We start from the raw sequence: 20,983 nt of genomic DNA on the forward strand, positions 1-20,983 counted from the left end.
CGGCCGACTCGCAGGACACCAAAGTATAAATGTCAGGACATACTCTTGACATGATGGGAGGACGCGAGACAGAGTGACGACGGCACCAGGGCTCTGACGAGCCACGCGACACGAGGGAGTGCGGATGCGGACCGAGCCGACCGTGCACGACGTCGTGTCGATGGGCCGCACGGGCGTGGACCTCTACCCGCTGGAGCACGGCGTCGGGCTCGAGGACGTGCAGACGTTCCGTAAGTTCCTCGGGGGCAGCGCCACGAACGTCGCCGTCGCCGCGGCCCGGCACGGCCGCGACGCCGCCCTCGTGACGAAGGTCGGCGACGACCCGTTCGGCCGCTACGTCCGGCGCGAGGCGGCCCGTCTCGGCGTCGACGCCCGGTACGTCTCGACGGTGCGGACCCCGGGGCCGCCCACCCCCGTGACGTTCTGCGAGGTCTTCCCGCCCGACGACTTCCCCCTCTACTTCTACCGCCACCCCGCGGCACCGGACCTGCTCATCACCGGCGAGGACCTTCCGCTCGACGCGATCCGCAGTGCCCGGGTGTTCTGGGCCACCGTCACCGGCCTGTCGCAGGAGCCGTCCCGCGCCGCGCACCTCACGGCCTGGGAGGCCCGGGGACGTGCTCCGCACACCGTGCTCGACCTGGACTACCGGCCGATGTTCTGGGCCGACCCGTCCGAGGCGAGCGAGCAGGTGGGCAAGGCCCTCGAGCACGTCACCGTCGCCGTCGGCAACCGCGAGGAGTGCGAGGTGGCGGTCGGCGAGAGCGACCCGCAGCGCGCCGCCGACGCCCTGCTGGAGCGCGGTCTCGACCTCGCCGTCGTCAAGCAGGGTCCGCGCGGCGTCCTCGCGGTCACCCCGGAGGAACGGGTGGAGGTCGCGCCCTTCGCGGTGGAGGTCGTCAACGGCCTCGGCGCGGGCGACGCGTTCGGCGGCGCCCTGGTCCACGGGCTGCTCGCCGGGTGGGACCTGCGCCGGACGGTCGAGTTCGCCAACGTCGCCGGCGCCATCGTCGCCTCCCGGCTGGAGTGCTCGACGGCCATGCCGACGACCACCGAGGTCGATGCCGCGCTCGCCGGACGCGGAGGCGGGTCGTGACCCCGGGGCAGCGGGTGTCCCGCGCCGAGCTCACCGCCCTGCGCGTCCGTGAGCCGCAGCGCGTCCGGACGGCGTGGGCCGAGCGACGTCGGCGCCCCCTCGCCGGGGACGACGGACGGCTGCTCGTCGTCGCCGCCGACCACCCCGCCCGGGGCGCGCTGGGTGTCCGCGACGACGCGATGGCCATGGCCAGCCGCACCGACCTGCTGGACCGGCTCGCGTGCGCCGTCTCGCGGCCCGGCGTCGACGGGGTGCTCGGGACCGCCGACGTCCTCGACGACCTGCTCCTCCTGGGGGCCCTGGAGGACAAGGTCGTCGTGGGCTCGATGAACCGCGGCGGGCTCCAGGGGGCGGTGTTCGAGCTCGACGACCGCTTCACCGGCTACACCGCGTCCGAGATCGCCGCCCGCGGGCTGGACGGCGGGAAGATGCTCACCCGCGTCGCCCTCGGCGACCCCGGCACCGCCGCCACCCTCGCGGCCAGTGCGGACGCCGTGACCGAGCTCGCGGCGGCCGGGCTGATGGCCATGGTCGAGCCGTTCTGGTCGGTGGTCGAGGACGGACGGGTCCGCAACCTGCTGGACCCCGACTCGACGATCCGTTCGGTGCACGTCGCGTCCGGGCTCGGCGCCTCCAGCGCGCACACCTGGCTGAAGCTGCCCGTCGTCGACGACCTCGAGCGGGTCATGGACGCCACGACCCTCCCGACCCTGCTGCTCGGGGGCGACCCCACGGGGCACCCGGACGACACCTACGCCTCCTGGGACGCGGCCCTCGACCTGCCGCCCGTGCGCGGCCTCGTCGTCGGCCGGGCCCTGCTCTACCCGCCGGGCGGCGACGTCGCCGCCGCCGTCGACGTCGCCGCGGACCTCGTCCACGGGAGGTCCCGGTGAGCCCCGCGTCCGGGACCGGTCTCGACAACGACCGGTTCGTCCGGCCCCTCGGCAGCGCCCGGGACGGCGAGTTCCGCGTGGCGGTCTCGCCGACCGCCGGCCGTCCGGTCCCGGACTGGCAGCACACGACGCTGCGGATCGCCTGGGGCGGCCCGGGCCACTCCGTGCGCCACGACTCCGGCGAGGAGGAGACCCTCGTCGTCCCCCTCGTGGGCTCCTGGCGGGTCGAGGTGACCGAGGCCGACGGCACCGAGCACACGGTGGAGCTGGCCGGCCGGGCCTCGGTGTTCGACGGTCCCACCGACATCGTCTACGCCGGCCGCGGCTGCCGGTTGCGGGTGACGAGCACCTCCGGGGACGACGGCGCCCGCGTCGCCCTCTGCGGCGCCCCGGCGCGGCGCTCCGGGACGCCGTTCCCCGTCCGCCACCTGGCCGCAGCGGACGTCCCGGTCGAGCTGCGCGGAGCGGGCATCGCGAGCCGGGAGGTGCGCAACCTCGGGCTCCCCGACGTGCTGGACGCCGACGCCCTGCTCGTGTGCGAGGTCGTCACCCCGGCGGGCAACTGGTCGAGCTGGCCACCGCACAAGCACGACGAGGAACGGCCCGGCGAGGAGACCGCGCTCGAGGAGATCTACTACGTCGAGACCCGCAGCACCGACCCACGCGGGACCGACCCCGTGGGCTACCTGCGCGTCTACGGCGCGAACGGGCGGCCCGTGGACGTCCTCACCGAGGTCCGCACGGGTGACCTCGTGCTCGTCCCGCACGGCTGGCACGGTCCGGCGGTGGCGGCCCCCGACGCCGACCTCTACTACCTCAACGTCATGGCCGGGCCCGGCCCCGAGCGCGCCTGGCGGATCTGCGACGACCCCGCCCACGCGTGGGTCCGTGAGGGCTGGACCGACACCCCGGTCGACCCGCGCCTCCCGGTCGGACGGGACGGCCGATGAGCCGCCCGACCGTCCGTCTCACCGTCGCCCAGGCCACGGTGCGCTTCCTGGCGCAGCAGTGGACCGAGCGCGACGGCGAGCGGCAACCGCTGTTCGCGGGCTGCTTCGGCATCTTCGGCCACGGCAACGTCGCCGGGCTCGGCCAGGCGCTGCTGCAGGAGGAGGTCCGCGCCACCGAGGCCGGTGAGGCCCCCGCCCTCCCCTACGTGCTGGCCCGCAACGAGCAGGCGATGGTCCACAGTGCTGTCGCCTACGCCCGCCAGAAGGACCGGCTGCAGACCTGGGTGTGCACGGCGTCGGTCGGTCCGGGCTCGACGAACCTGCTGACCGGCGCCGCGCTCGCGACGATCAACCGCCTCCCGGTCCTGCTCCTGCCCAGCGGCACCTTCGCCACCCGGGTGTCGGCACCGGTGCTCCAGGAGCTGGAGCTGACGCACTCCGGCGACGTCACCGTCAACGACGCGTTCCGGCCGCTCTCGCGCTTCTTCGACGAGGTGCTCCGTCCCGAGCAGCTGCCGGCCGCCCTGCTCGGTGCCGTGCGGGTGCTCACGGACCCGGCGGAGACCGGTGCCGTGACCGTCTCGTTGCCGCAGGACGTGCAGGCCGAGGCCTTCGACTGGCCGGAGGAGCTCTTCGCCGAGCGCACCTGGCACGTCGCCCGTCCGCTGCCCGAGCCCGCGCGCACCGCCGCCGCGGCCGAGGTCGTGCGGTCCGCGAAGCGCCCGATGGTGGTGGCCGGCGGCGGGGTCCACTACTCCGGCGCCGAGGACGCGCTGCGGGCGTTCTGCGAGGCCACCGGCATCCCTGTCGGCGAGACCCAGGCCGGGAAGGGCTCGCTGCCGCACGGACACCCGCAGCTCATGGGCGCCGTCGGCTCGACCGGCACGACCGCCGCCAACGCGCTGGCCCGCGAGGCCGACGTCGTCATCGGCGTCGGCACCCGCTTCACCGACTTCACCACCGCCTCGCGCACCGCCTTCCAGGACGCCGGCGTGCGGTTCGTCAACGTCAACGTCGCGGGCTCGGACGCCGCCAAGCAGGGTGGCCTCACGGTCGTCGCCGACGCCCGGGAGGCCCTCGTCGCCCTCACCGCCGCGCTCGACGGCTGGTCGGTCGCGGGCGGGTACCGCCGCCGGCAGCAGAAGCTCTGGAGGGCGTGGGACGCGCAGGTCGAGGCCGCGTACGACCCGCCCCGGTCGGTGACGAGGAGGCTCGCCGCCGGGCTGCTCACCCAGGGCCAGGTGCTCGGCGCGGTCAACGAGCTCACGGGTCCGCGCGACGTCGTCCTGTGCGCCGCGGGGTCGATGCCCGGCGACCTCCACAAGCTGTGGCGGGTCCGCGAGCGCAAGGCCTACCACGTCGAGTACGGCTACTCCTGCATGGGCTACGAGATCCCGGCCGCCATCGGCGTCAGGCTCGCCGACCCGTCCCGCGAGGTGTTCGCGATGGTCGGCGACGGGGGCTACCTCATGATGCCGACGGAGCTGGTCACCGCGGTCCAGGAGAGGGTCAAGGTCGTCCTCGTCCTCGTCCAGAACCACGGCTTCCACTCCATCGGCTCGCTGTCGGAGAGCCTCGGCTCGCAGCGCTTCGGCACCCGCTACCGGATGCGCGGGGAGGACGGGCACCGGCTCGACGGCGACCTGCTGCCGGTCGACCTCGCCGCCAACGCCCGCAGCCTCGGGTGTCACGTCGTCGCCGTGCGCACGGTGGCGGAGCTGGCCGACGCGATCGGCGCCGCACGCGCCTGGCCCCAGGACGGCGGCCCGTTCGTCATTCACGTCGAGACCGACCCCTTCGTCCACGCCCCCGACAGCGAGAGCTGGTGGGACGTGCCCGTGAGCGAGGTCAGCGACCTGCGCTCGACGTCGGACGCCCACGACACCTACCTCGCCCACAAGGCCGACCAGCGACCGCTCCTCGCTCCGAGCACCGCCCCGCCCCCCGGTCGCGGACGTGGAAGGAGGCGCGGAGCCACCTGACCTCGCCGGCCCACGGCGGACCGCCCGAGGCCCCCTTGCGCACCATCCCCAGAACACCGCCTCGACGAAGCGGTGCTGTTCGAAAGGCAGAACCCGTCATGATCCGCACGAAGACCACTGGCGTCGTGGCCCTCACCGTCGCCGCCGCCCTCTCCCTCGCCGCCTGCTCCTCCGGCGGCGGCCGTCAGACCACCGAGGACAGCGGCAACAACGCCGGCACCGCCGACACCCCGTCGATGACGATCGCGATGATCACCCACCAGGCGCCCGGCGACACCTTCTGGGACATCATCCGCAAGGGCGCCGAGGCGGCGGCCAAGAAGGACAACGTCAAGCTCGAGTACTCGAACGACCCGGACGCAACGGCGCAGGCCCAGCTGGTCCAGGCGGCCATCGACAAGAAGGTGGACGGCATCGCCGTCACCGACCCGAACACCGGCGCGCTCGGCGCGGTCATCAAGTCCGCGGTCGGGGCCGGCATCCCCGTGACGATGTTCAACGCGGGGGGCCCGGACGCCATCGACCTCGGCGCCATCGGCTACTTCGGCCAGAGCGAGTTCGACGCGGGCCAGGGCGCCGGCAAGAAGATCGCCGACGAGGGCGGCAAGAAGATCCTCTGCGTCATCCAGGAGCAGGGCCAGTCCCAGCTGGAGGCCCGCTGCGACGGCGTCATCAAGGGCGCCCAGGGCGCCGACGTCAAGCGCCTCTACGTCAACGGCCGCGACGACTCCGACGTCACGACGAAGATCCAGGCCGCACTCACCGAGGACAAGAGCATCGACTGGGTGCTGACCCTCGGCGCGCCCTTCGCCCTGGACGCCGTGCAGTCGGTGTCCGGCGCGAGCTCGGAGGCCAAGATCGGCACCTTCGACACGAACAAGGAGCTCGTCGACGCCGTGAAGAGCGGGGACGTCGCCTTCGCCATCGACCAGCAGCCCTACCTCCAGGGCTACCTCGCCGTCGACGCGCTGTGGCTCTACAAGACCAACGGCAACACCATCGGCGGCGGCCAGAGCGTTGCGACCGGCCCGGCCTTCATCGACGAGACGAACGTCGACAAGGTCGCGGAGTTCGCGGCCAACGGGACCCGGTGAGCGCTCGATGACGTCCGTCACGGCCACCCCCACCGACGACCGCGTCGGCACCCGCTCTGTGCTGTCCTCGGTGCTCGCCCGCCCCGAGGTGGGAGCCCTCATCGGCGCGATCGCCGTCGCCGTGCTCTTCCTCGCGGTCGCCCCGGCGTTCCGCTCGATCGGCAACGTCGGCACCGTCCTCTACGGCTCGTCGGTCATCGGCATCATGGCCGTCGGGGTGGCGCTGCTGATGATCGGCGGCGAGTTCGACCTGTCGGCGGGGGTGGCCGTGACGACCTCCGGCCTCACCGCGGCGCACACCGCCTGGTGGTTCGGCCTCAACGTGTGGGCGGGCATCCTCATCGCCCTCCTGTTCTCCCTCGGCATCGGGGCGTTCAACGGCTTCCTGCTGCACCGCACCGGACTGCCGAGCTTCCTCGTCACGCTGGGGACGTTCTTCGTCCTCCAGGGGGTCAACCTCGCCGTCACCCGGCTCGTCACCGGAGGGGTCTCGTCGAACTCGCTGAGCGACCTCGACGGCTTCGACTCCGCCAAGGCGGTCTTCGCGTCGTCGTTCTCGGTCGGACCGGTGAACATCAAGATCCCGATCGTCTACTGGATCCTCCTCACCGTGCTGGCGGCGACGCTCCTGCTGCGCAGCCGGTACGGCAACTGGATCTTCGCCGTCGGCGGTGACTCCGCCGCGGCCCGCGCCGTGGGTGTCCCCGTCGTGGCCACGAAGATCGCGCTGTTCATGGGCGTCGGGTTCTGCGCCTGGATGCTCGGGATGCACAACCTGTTCCAGTACAACAACCTGCAGTCCGGTCAGGGCGTCGGCAACGAGTTCATCTACATCATCGCCGCGGTCATCGGCGGGTGCCTGCTCACCGGTGGCTACGGCTCGATCGTCGGGGCGTCGCTGGGCGCGCTGATCTTCGGCATGACCCAGCTGGGCATCACCTACGCCGGCTGGAACGTCGACTGGTTCAAGACCTTCCTCGGCGTCATGCTCATCGCCTCGGTCCTGGTCAACATGTACGTCAAGCGGAAGGGAGAGGGCTGATGGCCGCTCTCGAGGACACCCGCGTGGAGTCGAGCGACCGGCCGGTCCTCGAGCTCGTCGACTGCGGGAAGAGCTACGGCAACGTGCACGCGCTGCGTGGGGTGAACCTCAGCGTCCGTCAGGGCGAGGTCACCTGCGTCCTCGGTGACAACGGCGCGGGCAAGTCGACCCTCATCAAGATCGTCGCCGGCCTGCACGAGCACTCCGAGGGCACGATGCGGGTGAACGGGGAGGAACGCTCCTTCGGCAGCCCGCGCGCCGCGCAGGCCCTGGGCATCGCCACCGTCTATCAGGACCTGGCCCTGGCGCCCCTCATGGCGGTGTGGCGCAACTTCTTCCTCGGCAACGAGGTGCGCCGTGGTCCCTTCCTCGACATCGACGAGATGAAGCGGGTGGCCGGCGAGGAGCTGACGAAGATGGGGATCATCATCCCCGACCTGGACCGGCCGGTCGGCAGCCTGTCCGGTGGCCAGCGCCAGTGCATCGCCATCGCCCGGGCCATCTACTTCGGCGCCAAGGTCGTCATCCTCGACGAGCCGACGGCCGCCCTCGGCGTCAAGCAGTCCGGCGTGGTGCTCAAGTACATCGTCAAGGCGCGTGACGCGGGGCTCGGGGTCATCTTCATCACCCACAACCCGCACCACGCCTACCTCGTCGGCAACCACTTCGTCATCCTCAAGCTGGGGCGGGTCGTCCTCGACGCGCACCGCGACGAGCTGGACCTGGACCGACTGACGGCCGAGATGGCCGGGGGCCAGGAGCTCGACGAGCTCAGCCACGAGCTGCGCGGGTCCGACCCGGGCAAGGTGGCGCCGGCCCACGAGGTCGAGCACGGCGGCGTCCCCGCCCCCGAGGCGGACAGGGCCGACGGCGCGTGACGGAGACCTCCGGGGACCTGCGCGTCGGCATCGTCGGGGTCGGCGCGATGGGCGCCGACCACGCCGAGCGGGTGGCCCACCGCGTCTCGGGCGCCCGGCTCGTCGCGGTGTCCGACGCCGACGCCGCGCGGGCCGGCGACCTCGCGGCACGGTTCCCCGGCGTGCGCGCCGTGACGGACCCGTTGGCGCTCGTCGCCGACGACGACGTGGACGCCGTCGTCGTCGCCTCGCCCGGGGCGGCGCACGAGGAGCAGGTGCTGGCCTGCCTCGAGGCGGGCAAGCACGTCCTGTGCGAGAAGCCGCTGACGATGGACGGCGAGTCCTCGCTGCGGGTCGTGCGCGCCGAGCGTGCGGCCGGGAGGCCGCTGGTCCAGCTGGGCTTCATGCGCCGCTTCGACCCCGAGTACGCACGGCTCAAGGCGGTGCTGGACTCGGGCCGGCTCGGCCGGATGCTCCTCCTGCACAACACCCACCGCAACAAGAGCGTCCCGGACACCTTCCGCTCCGAGATGATCGTGCGCGACAGCCTCGTCCACGAGGTCGACGTCGCCCGCTTCCTCTTCGGGGAGGAGATCACCGAGGTCACCGTGTACTCACCGGCACCGACCTCCGCCGCGGCCGAGGGGGTCGTCGACCCGCAGGTGTCGGTGTTCCGGATGCAGGGCGGCGCGGTCGTCACGAACGAGGTCTTCGTGACGAATCAGGTCGGCTACGAGGTGCGCTGCGAGGCGGTGTGCGAGCGCGGGAGCGCGATGGCCGGACGGCCCTGGGCCGACCTGTACACGACGGTCGCCGCCGACGACGGCGAGGGCCTGTGGGGTGGCGGCGTCCCGGCCGACTTCCTGGGCCGCTTCGCGCGGGCCTACGACCTCGAGCTCCAGGCCTGGGCGGACGCCAGCCGCCGGGGAGAGGTGGTCGGGCCCACGACCTGGGACGGGTACGCGGCCACGGTCGTGTGCGAGGCGGGCATGCGGTCGCTGACGACCGGCGAGCCGGCGTCCGTGACCCTGGTGGACCCCGGGCCCGCGTCGTGAGGGTCCCACGCGACCGGGGCGGGCGACCCGTCCGCGGTGCTAATGTAAGGACAAATAGGTTCCGCGCACAGGAGTCATGATGAGCAGCCCCACCCGGATCACCCACCTCGTCGCCGGCTCGCCCTGGGAGGGCACGGCCGAGCGGACGAGCCCCGTCTACAACCCGGCCACGGGCGAGCAGACCGGAGAGCTCGACCTCGCGTCGGGCGCCCTCGTCGGCGAGGTCGTGGACCGGGCGCACCGGGCCTGGCAGGAGGAGTGGCGCGACGCCTCGCTCACCAAGCGCACCCAGGTCCTCTTCACGTTCCGCCAGCTCCTCGACGAGCGGAAGGAGGAGATCGGCGCCCTCATCACCGCCGAGCACGGCAAGGTCCTCTCCGACGCCGTGGGCGAGGTGACCCGCGGCCTCGAGGTCGCCGAGTTCGCCTGCGGCATCCCGCACCTGCTCAAGGGCGGGTTCACCGAGAACGCCTCGACGAAGGTCGACGTCTACTCGATCCGGCAGAGCCTCGGCGTCGTCGCCGTCATCAGCCCGTTCAACTTCCCGGCCATGGTGCCGCTGTGGTTCGTCCCGGTGGCCATCGCCTGCGGCAACGCCGTCGTCCTCAAGCCGTCGGAGAAGGACCCGTCGGCCGCCCTCGCCGTCGCGAAGCTGTGGACCGAGGCGGGCCTGCCCGACGGCGTGATGAACGTCGTCCACGGCGACAAGGAGTCCGTCGACGCGCTGCTCACCCACCCCGAGGTGAGGTCGGTGTCCTTCGTCGGCTCGACCCCGATCGCCAAGTACGTCTACGAGACCGGCACCGCGCACGGCAAGCGGGTCCAGGCCCTCGGCGGCGCGAAGAACCACATGGTCGTCCTGCCCGACGCCGACCTCGACCTCGCCGCCGACGCCGCCGTCAACGCGGGCTTCGGCTCGGCCGGCGAGCGGTGCATGGCCATCTCCGCCCTCGTCGCGGTCGACCCCGTGGGCGACGAGCTGGTCCAGAAGATCACCGACCGGATGGGCAAGCTCGTCACCGGCGACGGCACCCGTGGCTGCGACATGGGGCCGCTGGTCACGAAGCAGCACCGCGACAAGGTGGCCGGCTACCTCGACTCCGGCGTCGAGGACGGCGCGACCCTCGTCGTCGACGGCCGGGAGGGCGACGTCGACGCCGACGGCGAGGGCTTCTTCCTCCGGCCGACCCTGTTCGACCACGTCGAGAAGGGCATGAGCGTCTACGACGACGAGATCTTCGGTCCGGTGCTCTCGGTCGTGCGGGCCAAGAGCTACGACGACGCCATCGCGCTGGTCAACTCCAACCCGTACGGCAACGGCACGGCGATCTTCACCAACGACGGCGGCGCCGCCCGCCGCTTCCAGAACGAGGTCGAGGTCGGGATGATCGGGGTCAACGTCCCGATCCCCGTGCCCATGGCGTACTACTCGTTCGGTGGCTGGAAGAACAGTCTCTTCGGGGACACCCACGCGCACGGCATGGAGGGCGTCCACTTCTTCACCCGCGGCAAGGTCGTCACCTCGCGCTGGCTCGACCCCAGCCACGGCGGCATCGAGCTCGGGTTCCCGCAGAACGCCTGACCCTGCGGACGGCGGACGTCCGCGGCGCGTCGTGCCCCGCGACGCGCCGCGGCGCGGTCGCATCGTGACCTTTTCGTGATGTGTCGTCCCGCGGTCACGAGTAGCATCCCCACGCCTCTGGCTGCATCATGGACGCGGCGCCGGGAGGCCGACCCGCGCCCTGTGGTGCCTCCGACGAAAGACTCCGACGATGATCTCCCGTACCAAGGTGATGCTCGCCGCCGCCGTCGCTGTCCCCATGGCGCTGGGCGGGGTGGGGACCGCCTACGCCACCCACTACCAGGACCGCGCCCTGCCGGGCAGCAGCCTGGCCGGCACCTCCGTCGCCGGGATGACCCGCGCCGAGGTCGCCGACGCCGTGCGTGAGGCCGCCGCCGACGTCGAGATCACCGTGACCGCCGGTCGCGCGACGGAGAAGGCGAACCTGGCCGACCTCGGCTGGAGCGTCGACGTCGACGCCACCGTCGACCGCGTCTTCGCCGCCAACTCCCGGTGGTCGAACTACGCGACCTCGCTGGTCTCCGAGCGGGACGTCGACGCGGTCGTCACCGTCGACCCCGCCCGGACCGAGGCGGTCTCCCGGGAGCTCGTGCAGTCCGCCGACAAGGTCGGCCGCGACGCCGAGGTCCGCCGGGCGAAGGACGGGGAGTCCTTCGTCGTCCGTCCGGCCGTCGTCGGGCAGCGGGTCGTCGCCTCCAGCTTCGAGGAGCCGGTCACCGCGGCCGCCGAGCACCTGAGGTCCACCGCGGTCACCGTCCGCTTCGCCGACACCGCGCCGAAGGTCACGACGGCCGCGGCGAAGAAGGTCGCGAAGAGGGCCAACGCGATGATCGACGCCGGGTTCGCGGTGTCCGACGGCGCCCAGCAGCACTCGCCGTCGCGCGCCGAGCGGGCGTCGTGGGTCTCGGTCCCGACCACCGCCGCCGGCGGCCCGGGCCGTCCGGTGCTCGACACCGCGAAGGTCGCGTCCTGGGTCGAGGGCGTCGCCGCCGGCGCGCAGTCGGAGCCGGTGACCGGCTCCCGCTACGTCGACTCCGAGGGCGAGGTGCGCCTCGTCCTCACCGAGGCCGTCGACGGCCGCACCGTCTCCAACGGCGCCAGCCTCGGCAAGCAGGCCGGCGGCGCGCTGGCGCGGGGCAAGGAGTTCTCCGCGGACCTCGCCTACGACGTCGTCCCGGCCACCTGGGACGAGAAGCAGATCGCGCGCGGCGCCGAGAAGCTGGCCTACCCCGCCGCCGAGGGCGAGAAGTGGGTCGACGTGAACCTCACGAAGCACACGATGACCGCCTACCTCGGCGCCAAGGCCGTCAAGGGCCCGGTGAAGATGGTCGACGGCAGCTCCGACTTCCCGACGACCACGGGCCTGTTCCACGTCTACCTCAAGAACCCGATGATGACGATGCGCGGCACGAACGCCGACGGCACGAAGTACGAGACCCCCGACGTGCAGTGGTCCTCGTTCTTCGTCGGGGGCATCGCCCTGCACGCCGCGCCCTGGCGGGAGTCCTTCGGCTACTCCGGCTCGCACGGCTGCATCAACCTGCCGGTGCCGGTCGCCAAGTGGGTCTACGACTGGGCGCCGGTCGGCACCCCGGTCAGCAGCCACTACTGACGGGACTCACCCGGACCGTCGGTCGGGGTGGCCGTCCGCGTGCCGCGAGCCGCGGCGCGCGGGTCAGGGGGCGGGGGTGATGACGTCCCGCACGAGCTGGTCGAGCTCCTCGTCCGCGGCGAGGAACTGCCGCAGCGTCTTGCGGGTGGCCCCGAAGTCGTCGAAGTCCTCGGGCGTCATGCCGTCCGGCTCGTAGGCCCGGCGGAAGTCCTCGACCCGCTCCAGCGAGGCGATGACGGCGGGGTCGACCGGGACGTCGATGCGCGGCTGCGGGTCGACGTCGCTGTCGGCGAACCGCCGGCCCCACGCGAACGGCGGCGAGAGGACCAGGTCCCCCCCGACCAGCTCGGTCCACTGCAGCTCGTTGCGGTAGGCGGCGACGAGCAGCCGGGCGCGCAGACCGCGCTCACGGAACTCGGCGTAGGCCCGCTTGGCCGCGGCGACCCCGCCCCACTCCAGGTGCTCGGGGTCGATGTCGAGGCCGTCGCGCTCGACGACCTCCTTGAGCCAGTCGTCGAGACGGCCGACCATGATCGTCACCACCGGACCGACGTCGTGCACGGTCAGGCCCTCGGCCTCGCGGCGGCGCAGACCCCGCTCGATCGCCTCGCCCGAGGCCAGCGCCTGCGGGACCGAGAAGGAGACCGTGACGTTGACGTTCACGCCCCGGTAGGTCGCCTCCTCGATGGCCTCGATCCCCACGGACGTCGCGGGGATCTTGACGATGATGTTGGGGGCGAGCGAGGCGAAGTGCTCGGCCTGGGCGACGAGGGCCCGCGCGTCGCGACGCAGCCGGGGGTCGGTCTGCATCGACAGCCGGCCGTTGCGCCCGCCGTGCTCCGCGAAGGCCGGGGCGAGCAGCGCGGCCGCCTCGAGGGAGACCTCCTCGACGACCTTCCAGCCGATCTCGGACTCCCCCGCGGTCGGCAGCTCGGCGGCGAGCTCGCGTATGCGGGACTCCCAGCGCTCCTGGTCGGCCCGGATGGCAGCGAGCGCGATGACCGGGTTGCACGTCGCGCCGACGGCCCCCCAGGCGATGGCCTGCGTCAGCTCCGCCGGGTCGGCGCTGTCGTTCCACAGCGCGGTCGGCGTCGTCCGGGTCATCGTGAGCAGCGGCGACGCCCCCTCGGTCACGGCCTCGACGGTCTCCGGCATCCCCAGCTCCTTCATGGCGTCCTAATGTCCTGACATATAGACTAGCCCACGGACGCGGCGGTGAGAACACCGTCGCGGCATCCGGGCGGGCGTGCCGGCGGCGGCCCCGCACCATCAGGAGGTCCCATGCCCGAGCACCCCACCACCCCCGTCCGGGGCGCCGCGGGCCCCTTCACGCTCGCGGTCTGCGCCGAGATGGTCTTCCGTGACCTCCCGGTGGCGGAGCGGGTGCGCCGGCTCACCGCGCTCGACGTGCAGGTGGAGCTCTGGGACTGGACGCGACACGACGTCGACGGTCTCGTCGCCCTGCGGGAGGAGGGGGCCGTCTTCAGCTCGATGACCGGCTACGTGCGCGGCGGGCTCGTCGAGCCGGACGCCGTGGCCGCGCTGCTCGCCACCGCCGAGGAGTCCGTCGCCGTCGCCCGCCGGCTCGGCATCCCCCGCCTCAACCTCCACGGGACCGGCCTGGACCGCGACGGGCTCCCGGTCGTCCCGGTGGAGGTCGTGACCGGGCGGATGTGGCTCGCGGCCCGCGAGACCCTCGCGCGGCTGGCCGCGCTCGGCGAGCGCCACGACGTGCAGTTCGTGCTGGAGAACCTCAACCGCGCCGTCGACCACCCCGGCGTGCCCTTCGCGCGGGCCGAGGACACTCTCGACCTCGTCCGCGCCGTGGACAGCCCGCACCTGCGCATGATGCTCGACCTCTACCACGCGCAGATCGGCGAGGGGAACCTCGTCGAGCTCTGTCGCCGGGCGCTGCCGTGGATCGGGGAGATCCAGGTCGCCGACGTCCCCGGGCGGTGCGAGCCGGGCACGGGCGAGGTCGCCTGGCCCGCCGTGGCGCGCGCCCTGGCGCAGATGGGCTACCGCGGGACGGTGGGGATGGAGGCGTTCGCGAGTGGGGACCCGACGGCCGCCGTCCGCGCCTTCCGGGACGCCTTCACGACCGGGGGCTGAGGGCTCAGCGGGCGACCTCGTCGATGCGGACCGGGCGCCCCTCGGTGGCCGAGACCGTCGCGGCCTCGGCGATCCACGCCGTGCCCATCGCGTCCTGGACCGTGCACGGCGACGGCGTCTCGCCGGCGGCGACCGCGCAGAACGTCGTGAGCTCGCGGCGGAAGGCCTCGGCCAGCCGGTCCATGAAGAAGGTGTGCGGGGGCCCGGCGGGCCAGGAGACGCCCGGCTGGGTCGGGCGCAGCGGCAGACCGTCGTCGAGCCCCGCCGCCACCGAGTCCTGGACCCCGTGCACCTCGAGGCGCACGTCGTAGCCGCGGGCGTTGGTGCGGGTGTTCGAGACGACACCGATGGTCCCGTCGTCGAAGGTGACGAGGACCGACGCGCTCGACCAGTCCCCGTGGTCGGCGTACAGCCCGCTCGGGGCGTCGGGGTCCACCGCACCGACGGCGACGACCGACACCGCCTCGCGGCCGGTGACCCAGCGCAGGGCGTCGAAGTCGTGGACGGAGCAGTCGCGGAACAGCCCGCCGGAGACCGCGAGGTAGGCGGCGGGCGGCGGCGCGGGGTCCATCGTCGTCGAGCGGACGGTGTGCACCCGGCCCAGCTCGCCGGCGCGGACGGCGTCCCGGGCGGCGACGAAGGCCGGGTCGAACCGGCGGGGGTAGCCGATCTGTACCGGGGTGTCATTGCCGGCCAGCCGGTCGCGGACGCTCACGGCCTCGTCGGCGGTGCCGGCGATCGGCTTCTCGCAGAACGTCGGCAGCCCGCGCCCGGCCGAGGCGAGCAGCAGGTCGGCGTGCGCGCCCGTCGCGGCGGCGATGACGACGCCGTCGACCCCCGCGTCGAGCAGCGCCTCGGGGTCGGCGACGACCCGTACCCCGGGGATCCGGGCGCTGACGGCCTCGACCGCGGAGGGGACGGGGTCGGTGACGACGAGCTCGTCGACCCGGTCGAGGGCGGCCAGGGTGTCGGCGTGGAAGGCGCCGATGCGGCCGAGTCCGATGAGTCCGATGCGCATGGGTGCTCCTCGCGTAAGTCGGGGGCCGGCGGATGACCGACCGCCGGATGCTATCAGGCTAATGTCCTGACATTTAGTGTCTGTAGCGCAGGCCGCGACGACGTGCGGTGGCCCCGCGCGCCGGGTGGGTCAGTGGCTGAGCTTGGCCTGGGCCACGGCGTCGAGCCGCTCGGCCAGCCGCTCGGGCGTCAGGCCGGCCGCGAGGGCGTCCAGCACGACGTCGGCCTGGCTGCGGGGGGTCATCCCGTCGACGGGGGTGTCGCGGTCGAGGTTGGTCGGGAAGGCGTAGCCCTCGGCGGACGCGGCGACGACGTGGGCGGCGTCGGTCTCGCCCATCCCGCTCTCGCACGCCGCGAGCAGCGCAGGGTAGACCGCCCGGACGACCCGGTCCCGGTCGACCGTCTCCATCGCGCGCCCGAAGGCCGACGACACCTGGAGCAGGTTCGCCATCCGGCGCACGTCGGCGGTGTGGTTCGACCCGGCCGCGTGGAAGAGCGCCGGGTTGAAGAAGACGGCGTCACCGAGGGTCAGCGGCAGCTGGACGTGGTGGGAGAGGAAGTAGTCCTGGAACTCCGGCAGCCAGTACGCGAGGTAGCCGCGGGAGTACTTCTGGCTGTGCGGCAGGTACAGCGTGGGGCCGGACTCGACTGGCATGTCGCAGTGCGCCACGGCGCCCTGGAGGGTGAGCAGCGGCGAGACGTCGTGGACGCGGCCGGGGTAGCGCCCGGTGACCTCCGGCGACTGGAACCCGAGGTGGTAGTCGCGGTGCACCGTCTGGCCCTTGCCCCCGGGGTTGACCACGTTGACCTGCGAGGTCACCTGGTAGGCCGGGCCGAGCCAGGCGCCGGACGCCAGCGCCACCATGTCGTTGGCGTAGTAGGCGACGAACGCCTCGGGGTCGGCGACGGCCAGCTTCTCCAGGCCGTTCCACATCCGGTCGTTGGCGCCGGGGGAGGCGAAGTGGTCGCCGGCCATCTGCCCCGAGGCCTTCTCCTGCGCGATGATCCGCTCGAAGGCCTCGGTGACGCGGCCCACGACCCCGGCCTCGAACGCCCCGGCGAGGACGACGATCCCCGGGCCCTCGGCGAGGGCGTCGGCGATCTCGGCCCGCACGGCGTCGCCCTCGGTCTCGTCGGCGAGCAGCGGGCGCAGGCTCGCGGCCTCGTAGACGAGCACCTCCTGCTCGATCCGGGCGGCGTGCGGGTAGCCGGCCAGGTCGGTGGTGTCCTCGAGCACCCGCTCGAGGTCCTCGAGGCGGCAGTCCTCGGCGCGGCGGAAGCCGCGGGTGCTGCTGCGGGCGGAGGTCGTCGTCATCGTCGTCTCCTCGTCGGGTCGATGTCTGCTCCCTCCAGGGTGCGCGTCCGACGCCCCTCCCGGCCCCGCCAGAACCCCTCAGGAACACCTCACGGGCGGGGCCCTCGTCCGCGAGGATGACCGCATGCCCCGACCGCCGCACCGGGTCCGCGACATCGCGGAGCAGTCCGGGCTGTCGCAGGCGACCGTGGACCGGGTGCTGCACGGCCGCCCCGGGGCCAGCGCCCGCGCCGTGCGGGCGGTCGAGGCGGCGGTCCTCGAGCTGGACCGGCAGGCCACCCAGCTGCGGCTGGCGCGGCGGACCCTGCTCGTGGACGTCGTCCTCGACGCGCCGCGCCGGTTCCGGGACGCCGTCCACGGCGCCACGACGGACGCGCTGGCGACGATCCGCCCGGCGACGCTGCGGGCCCGGTTCCACGACACCGACGGCGCGGAGCCCGACCGGATCGCCGCGACCCTCGACGGGCTGGGCACCGGCGGGCGGGTCTGCCACGGCGTCGTCCTCAAGGCGCCGGAGCACCCCGCCGTGGTCGCCGCCGTCGGCCGCGCCGCCGACCGTGGCATCCCCACCGTCACCCTCGTCACCGACCTGCCGGGCTCCCGGCGGGTGGCCTACGCGGGGCTGGACAACGCGGCGGCCGGCGCGAGCGCCGCGTACCTGCTCGCGGCGCTGCTGCGCGGACGGCCGGGCGCGGTGCTGGCGTCGGTCAGCCACCACGCGTTCCTCGGGGAGCAGGAGCGGGTCGCGGCCTTCCGGGAGCGGCTGGCCGCGAGCGACCCCGACCGCGAGGTCGTGACGCTCGGCGACGAGCACGGCGACGACGCCGCCACCCGGGCCGCGGTCGAGACCGTCCTGCGGACGCGCACCGACATCGCCGGCGTCTACTCCATGGGCGGGGGCAACGCCGGGACCGCCGCCGCGCTCGCCGGGGCCGGGCTCACCGGGCTGCCGTTCGTCGGCCACGACCTCGACGCCGACAACCTGCCGCTGCTGCGTTCCGGCGTCCTCACCGCCGTGCTGCACCACGACCTGCGGGCCGACCTGCGGACCGCGCTCCTGCAGCTGCTCCGCGCGCACCGCGTGCTGCCGGGCGCCCCGACGTCGCTGCCGTCGGCGCCCCAGGTCGTCACCCCGTACAACGTGCCGCCGCGCCTGCGCACCTGAGCGGTCCCTGGACCCTCAGCCGCGTCCCGCGTCCCGCAGCAGGCGCGCGAGCCCGGCCAGGTCGCCGCCCAGCGCCCGGGCCGCCCCGACGTCGACCGTGGCCCCGGCCGCGACCGCACTGCCGGCGGCGCGCACCGGCCGCGCGACCGACGGGCCGACGCCCGCCCCGCACACGCCGACCAGCCGCCCGTCGAGGAGGGACAGGACGACGGGGGTGTCGGGTCCGCCGACGAGCACCTCCTCGGCACCCGGCGGCGGCGTGCCCGTCGTCTGCATCGTGAGGTCGCCCTGGTCCGACCAGGTCCACGGCACGTCGTCGAAGACCTCGTCCGACCCCAGTGCCACGCCCGCCGCGACCGCGCCCTGCCGTCCGGCGGCGGTGTAGGACTCCAGGCGCACGCCGTGCGGGCCCGGACCCCGCCGCCGCACGACGTCCCCCGCCGCCAGCACCGACGGGTGCGAGGTGCGCATCGCGGCGTCGACGAGGATCCCGTCGTCGACCTCGATCCCGGCCGCGCGGGCCAGCCCGTCGCGCGGGGACACCCCGATGCCGACGACGACCGCGTCGGCCGGCAGCACCGTGTCGTCGGACAGGTGGACGCCCCGGACCCGACCCGCGTCGTCCCGGAGGACCTCCTGCGGTGCCGTCCCGGGCCGGATCACGACGCCACGCTCGGCGTGGGCGCGCGCGAGCCACGCCGCGACCGCGCTCGGGACCGCCCGACCCAGCACGCGCGGCCCGGCCTCGACGACCTCGACAAGCGCCCCCCGGGCCCGCGCCGCCGCCGCGACCTCCAGCCCGATGACCCCGCCCCCGACGACGACGACCCGCGAGCCGGGGACGAGCGCGGCCGAGACGGCGGCGGCGTCGCGGGTGTCACGCAGGTGCAGCACCCCCGGACCGTCGGCCCCCGGGACGAGCAGCCGGCGCGGCTCGGCCCCGGTCGCGAGGACCACCCGGTCGAAGGCCCACGTCGTCCCGTCGTCGGTGGTGAGGACACCGGCGCCGGGGTCGAGCGCCTCGACGAGGGTGCGCGGGCGGCAGAAGACGAGGTCGAGCCACGGGGCGCCGGTCGGCCAGAGCGCCGGGACCGGGGCGGCGGGGTCGAGGAGGACGTCCTTGGACAGCACGGTGCGGTCGTAGGGCGGGACCGGCTCGGCGGTGAGGACCGCGACCGGATGCCCGGCCTCGGCGAACCGCCGGGCGGCGCCGGCCGCGGCCGGACCGCCGCCGACGACGACGAACCGGGGCGACTCCATCGAGGCCGAACCTAGACCACGCGCAGGTGGAGCCGTCCGCCCGCCCCGGCGGCGCCCCGTCCGGGCTAGATTCGGCGCGACCGCACGAACCGACCCCGGGGGGACCTCGTGAACCCATCGAGCTCTGCGCGCCTGCTGGCGGTGGCGCTGCTGACGACCCTGGCCCTGGCCGCCTGCTCGGGCGACGACGGGGGTGACGCAGCCACCGCGACCCCCTCCGCGGGCGCGGCCTCCGGCGCGCCGTCCGGGACGACCGGTGGCACGACCTCCCCGTCGGCGTCCGCCGCGCCGTCGGTGGTGCCGTCCTCGGCCGAGACGGCGGGCGTGGACCCGGCGAACCCCCCGGACCCGATCGCCTCCGTCACGATCCCGGCCGTGTCGCCGGACGAGACCGACCCGAAGGCGACGCTGGAGGTCGACCTGCTGAGCCTGCGCCGCGAGGGCCGGATCGTCGTCGCGACCTTCGCCTTCACGCCCACCTCGACCGACACGAAGGACGGCTGGCTCTACGACTGGCTCGGGGGGCAGTCCTGGCAGCCCTACCTCGTGGACACGACGAACCTGCGACGGCACGACGTCCTGCGCAGCAGCGACGGTCGGTACTACCGCTCGAACTACCAGGGCAGCCGGTTCGCGTCCGGGCAGACCTGGTACGCGTACGCCGGGTTCGCCGCGCCGCCCGACGGGGTGAGCACCCTGGACGTCGCGGCGGTCGACGGCGCCCCGGCGTTCCGGGGAGTGACCATCTCGTGAGGCGCGCGTCCGCGCTGGTGCTGGCCGGTGCCGTCGCCGTCCTCGGTCCCCTCGCCCCGGCGGCCTCGGCCGACGACCTGCCGGTGGACCGGCTGCCGGCCCCCACGGAGCAGCAGCTCGCCGAGTCCGTCACCGCGCTCGACCCGCGGGTCTCGCAGCTGGAGGGCCGGGTGACGGGGCTCGCGACGGAGACCACCGACGGTGGGGACGAGGTCATCACGCTGGCGTCGGACATCCTCTTCGCCTTCGACCGCAGCGACCTGTCCCCCCGGGCCGCGGCCCGCATCCGCGGCCTCGTCGAGGACGTCCCGCGCCGGGCCCGGGTGAGCATCGGCGGCCACACCGACGCGCTGGGGTCCGTGGGCTACAACCTCCGCCTCTCGACCGCCCGCGCCCGCGCCGTCGCCGCGGTCGTCCGCCGGTCCCGCCCCGACCTGCGCCTCACGGTCCGGGGCTTCGGCGAGACCCGGCCGGTCGCCCCGAACACCCGCGGCGGCGAGGACGACCCGGAAGGGCGCGCCGAGAACCGCCGGGTCGAGATCCGCTACGCGGGCTGAGCGGGGCCCGGACGCCCTCAGCCGAGGAGCAGCGCGGCCGCGGCGAGGGCGGAGGCCAGCAGGACGGCGACGTCGAAGCCGCGCTGGCTGATCCGGGCGATCGTCGCGGACCCCAGCACGCCGCCGAGGACGACGAGCGGCGCCAGCAGCCCCGCCCGGCCGACGTCGTCCCAGTGCAGCAGCCCCAGACCGACCGAGAACGGCACCTTGACGAGGTTGACGACGAGGAAGAACCACGCGTTGGTGCCGACGAAGCGGCGCTTGTCGATGCCCGCCGCCGACAGGTACAGGGTCATGACGGGCCCGGCGGCGTTGGCCGTCATCGTCGCGAAGCCGGCCGCCGTCCCTGCTCCCCAGGCCGCCGCGGGCCGCTCGTGGGCGCTGCCGCCGCCGGCCGGGGCGCTGCGCCGCACCCACAGCTGCAGCCCCACGAGCACGAGGAGCACGACGCCGATGGAGCGGCGCAGGGTGTCGTCGTCGACGACGGCGAGGAACGCCGCCCCGATCGCGAGCCCGGGCAGGACGGCCGGCAGCAGGCGCCGCACGAGGCCCCAGTCGGCGTCTCGGCGGTAGTGCCAGACCGCGACGAGGTCCCCGACGACGAGGACGGCGAGGATCGCGGCGGTCGACTGCTTCGCCGG

Annotated in this window: 19 protein-coding genes; 14 read left to right on the forward strand and 5 right to left on the reverse strand. The window is 74.0% G+C overall.

From position 1 onward, the window contains the following. Nucleotides 1-124: 124 nt before the first annotated feature. From iolC to EPD83_RS03845, 10 genes are all read left to right on the forward strand, one after another. The gene (gene iolC, locus EPD83_RS03800; protein WP_165566220.1) at nucleotides 125-1,096 is read left to right on the forward strand and encodes a 5-dehydro-2-deoxygluconokinase; all 972 of its coding nucleotides are present in this window, start codon (nucleotides 125-127) and stop codon (nucleotides 1,094-1,096) included. Continuing rightward, nucleotides 1,093-1,989, forward strand: coding sequence for a Cgl0159 family (beta/alpha)8-fold protein (locus tag EPD83_RS03805; protein WP_165566221.1), 897 nt, complete (start codon nucleotides 1,093-1,095; stop codon nucleotides 1,987-1,989). The genes iolC and EPD83_RS03805 overlap by 4 nt, the downstream gene beginning before the upstream one ends. Beyond that, a complete protein-coding gene (gene iolB, locus EPD83_RS03810; RefSeq protein WP_165566222.1) occupies nucleotides 1,986-2,939 on the forward strand; it encodes a 5-deoxy-glucuronate isomerase in 954 nt (317 codons plus the stop codon). The genes EPD83_RS03805 and iolB overlap by 4 nt, the downstream gene beginning before the upstream one ends. Next, nucleotides 2,936-4,921 carry a 3D-(3,5/4)-trihydroxycyclohexane-1,2-dione acylhydrolase (decyclizing) gene (gene iolD, locus EPD83_RS03815; protein WP_128366161.1) on the forward strand — a complete coding sequence of 662 codons (1,986 nt, stop codon included), beginning with the start codon at nucleotides 2,936-2,938 and terminating at the stop codon, nucleotides 4,919-4,921. The genes iolB and iolD overlap by 4 nt, the downstream gene beginning before the upstream one ends. A gap of 98 nt (nucleotides 4,922-5,019) precedes the next feature. After that, entirely contained in the window at nucleotides 5,020-6,015 is a 996-nt protein-coding gene (locus EPD83_RS03820) for a substrate-binding domain-containing protein (RefSeq protein WP_128366162.1), read from the forward strand. A gap of 7 nt (nucleotides 6,016-6,022) precedes the next feature. Beyond that, nucleotides 6,023-7,057, forward strand: coding sequence for an ABC transporter permease (locus EPD83_RS03825; protein ID WP_128366163.1), 1,035 nt, complete (start codon nucleotides 6,023-6,025; stop codon nucleotides 7,055-7,057). After that, the gene (locus tag EPD83_RS03830) at nucleotides 7,057-7,935 is read left to right on the forward strand and encodes an ATP-binding cassette domain-containing protein (RefSeq protein WP_128366164.1); all 879 of its coding nucleotides are present in this window, start codon (nucleotides 7,057-7,059) and stop codon (nucleotides 7,933-7,935) included. Before EPD83_RS03825 ends, EPD83_RS03830 begins: the two co-directional genes overlap by 1 nt. Further along, on the forward strand, nucleotides 7,932-8,969 hold the full coding sequence (locus tag EPD83_RS03835) for a Gfo/Idh/MocA family oxidoreductase (RefSeq protein ID WP_235950327.1): 1,038 nt from the start codon (nucleotides 7,932-7,934) through the stop codon (nucleotides 8,967-8,969). The genes EPD83_RS03830 and EPD83_RS03835 overlap by 4 nt, the downstream gene beginning before the upstream one ends. Nucleotides 8,970-9,048: 79 nt before the next feature. Further along, entirely contained in the window at nucleotides 9,049-10,551 is a 1,503-nt protein-coding gene (locus EPD83_RS03840; RefSeq protein WP_165566223.1) for a CoA-acylating methylmalonate-semialdehyde dehydrogenase, read from the forward strand. 190 nt (nucleotides 10,552-10,741) lie between these two features. Beyond that, the gene (locus EPD83_RS03845; RefSeq protein WP_128367201.1) at nucleotides 10,742-12,163 is read left to right on the forward strand and encodes a L,D-transpeptidase family protein; all 1,422 of its coding nucleotides are present in this window, start codon (nucleotides 10,742-10,744) and stop codon (nucleotides 12,161-12,163) included. Between the two features lie 63 nt (nucleotides 12,164-12,226). Here EPD83_RS03845 and EPD83_RS03850 read toward each other — a convergent pair whose 3' ends face one another. Then, a complete protein-coding gene (locus EPD83_RS03850; RefSeq protein ID WP_128367204.1) occupies nucleotides 12,227-13,318 on the reverse strand; it encodes a transaldolase family protein in 1,092 nt (363 codons plus the stop codon). A 126-nt stretch (nucleotides 13,319-13,444) separates the two neighbouring features. On the opposite strand from EPD83_RS03850, the gene EPD83_RS03855 reads away from it, so the two are divergent. After that, nucleotides 13,445-14,275: a TIM barrel protein gene (locus tag EPD83_RS03855; protein WP_128367202.1), complete on the forward strand. Its 831-nt coding sequence runs from the start codon at nucleotides 13,445-13,447 to the stop codon at nucleotides 14,273-14,275. A gap of 4 nt (nucleotides 14,276-14,279) precedes the next feature. On the opposite strand, the gene EPD83_RS03860 is transcribed toward EPD83_RS03855, so the two are convergent. Together EPD83_RS03860 and EPD83_RS03865 are read right to left on the reverse strand one after the other, a co-directional pair. Continuing rightward, nucleotides 14,280-15,293: a Gfo/Idh/MocA family protein gene (locus EPD83_RS03860; RefSeq protein WP_128367203.1), complete on the reverse strand. Its 1,014-nt coding sequence runs from the start codon at nucleotides 15,291-15,293 to the stop codon at nucleotides 14,280-14,282. 129 nt (nucleotides 15,294-15,422) lie between these two features. Further along, on the reverse strand, nucleotides 15,423-16,607 hold the full coding sequence (locus EPD83_RS03865) for a phytanoyl-CoA dioxygenase family protein (RefSeq protein ID WP_165566224.1): 1,185 nt from the start codon (nucleotides 16,605-16,607) through the stop codon (nucleotides 15,423-15,425). A gap of 124 nt (nucleotides 16,608-16,731) precedes the next feature. Between EPD83_RS03865 and EPD83_RS03870 the strand changes: the two genes are divergently transcribed. Continuing rightward, complete coding sequence (locus EPD83_RS03870; RefSeq protein WP_128367832.1) at nucleotides 16,732-17,772, forward strand: LacI family DNA-binding transcriptional regulator; 1,041 nt, start codon at nucleotides 16,732-16,734, stop codon at nucleotides 17,770-17,772. A 15-nt stretch (nucleotides 17,773-17,787) separates the two neighbouring features. Here the strand turns inward: EPD83_RS03870 and EPD83_RS03875 are convergent, their stop codons facing one another. Next, nucleotides 17,788-19,032: an NAD(P)/FAD-dependent oxidoreductase gene (locus tag EPD83_RS03875; RefSeq protein ID WP_165566225.1), complete on the reverse strand. Its 1,245-nt coding sequence runs from the start codon at nucleotides 19,030-19,032 to the stop codon at nucleotides 17,788-17,790. A gap of 141 nt (nucleotides 19,033-19,173) precedes the next feature. Between EPD83_RS03875 and EPD83_RS03880 the strand changes: the two genes are divergently transcribed. Both EPD83_RS03880 and EPD83_RS03885 read left to right on the forward strand, forming a co-directional pair. Continuing rightward, nucleotides 19,174-19,785 (forward strand): hypothetical protein, encoded by a 612-nt coding sequence (locus EPD83_RS03880; RefSeq protein WP_205859397.1) that lies wholly within the window; start codon nucleotides 19,174-19,176, stop codon nucleotides 19,783-19,785. Continuing rightward, entirely contained in the window at nucleotides 19,782-20,342 is a 561-nt protein-coding gene (locus tag EPD83_RS03885; RefSeq protein WP_165566227.1) for an OmpA family protein, read from the forward strand. The genes EPD83_RS03880 and EPD83_RS03885 overlap by 4 nt, the downstream gene beginning before the upstream one ends. A 17-nt stretch (nucleotides 20,343-20,359) precedes the next feature. On the opposite strand, the gene EPD83_RS03890 is transcribed toward EPD83_RS03885, so the two are convergent. Beyond that, a partial coding sequence (locus tag EPD83_RS03890) for a sulfite exporter TauE/SafE family protein (RefSeq protein WP_165566228.1) occupies nucleotides 20,360-20,983 on the reverse strand: 624 nt, incomplete at its 5' end.

Source organism: Phycicoccus flavus (assembly GCF_004025965.2).
Lineage (GTDB): Bacteria > Actinomycetota > Actinomycetes > Actinomycetales > Dermatophilaceae > Phycicoccus > Phycicoccus flavus.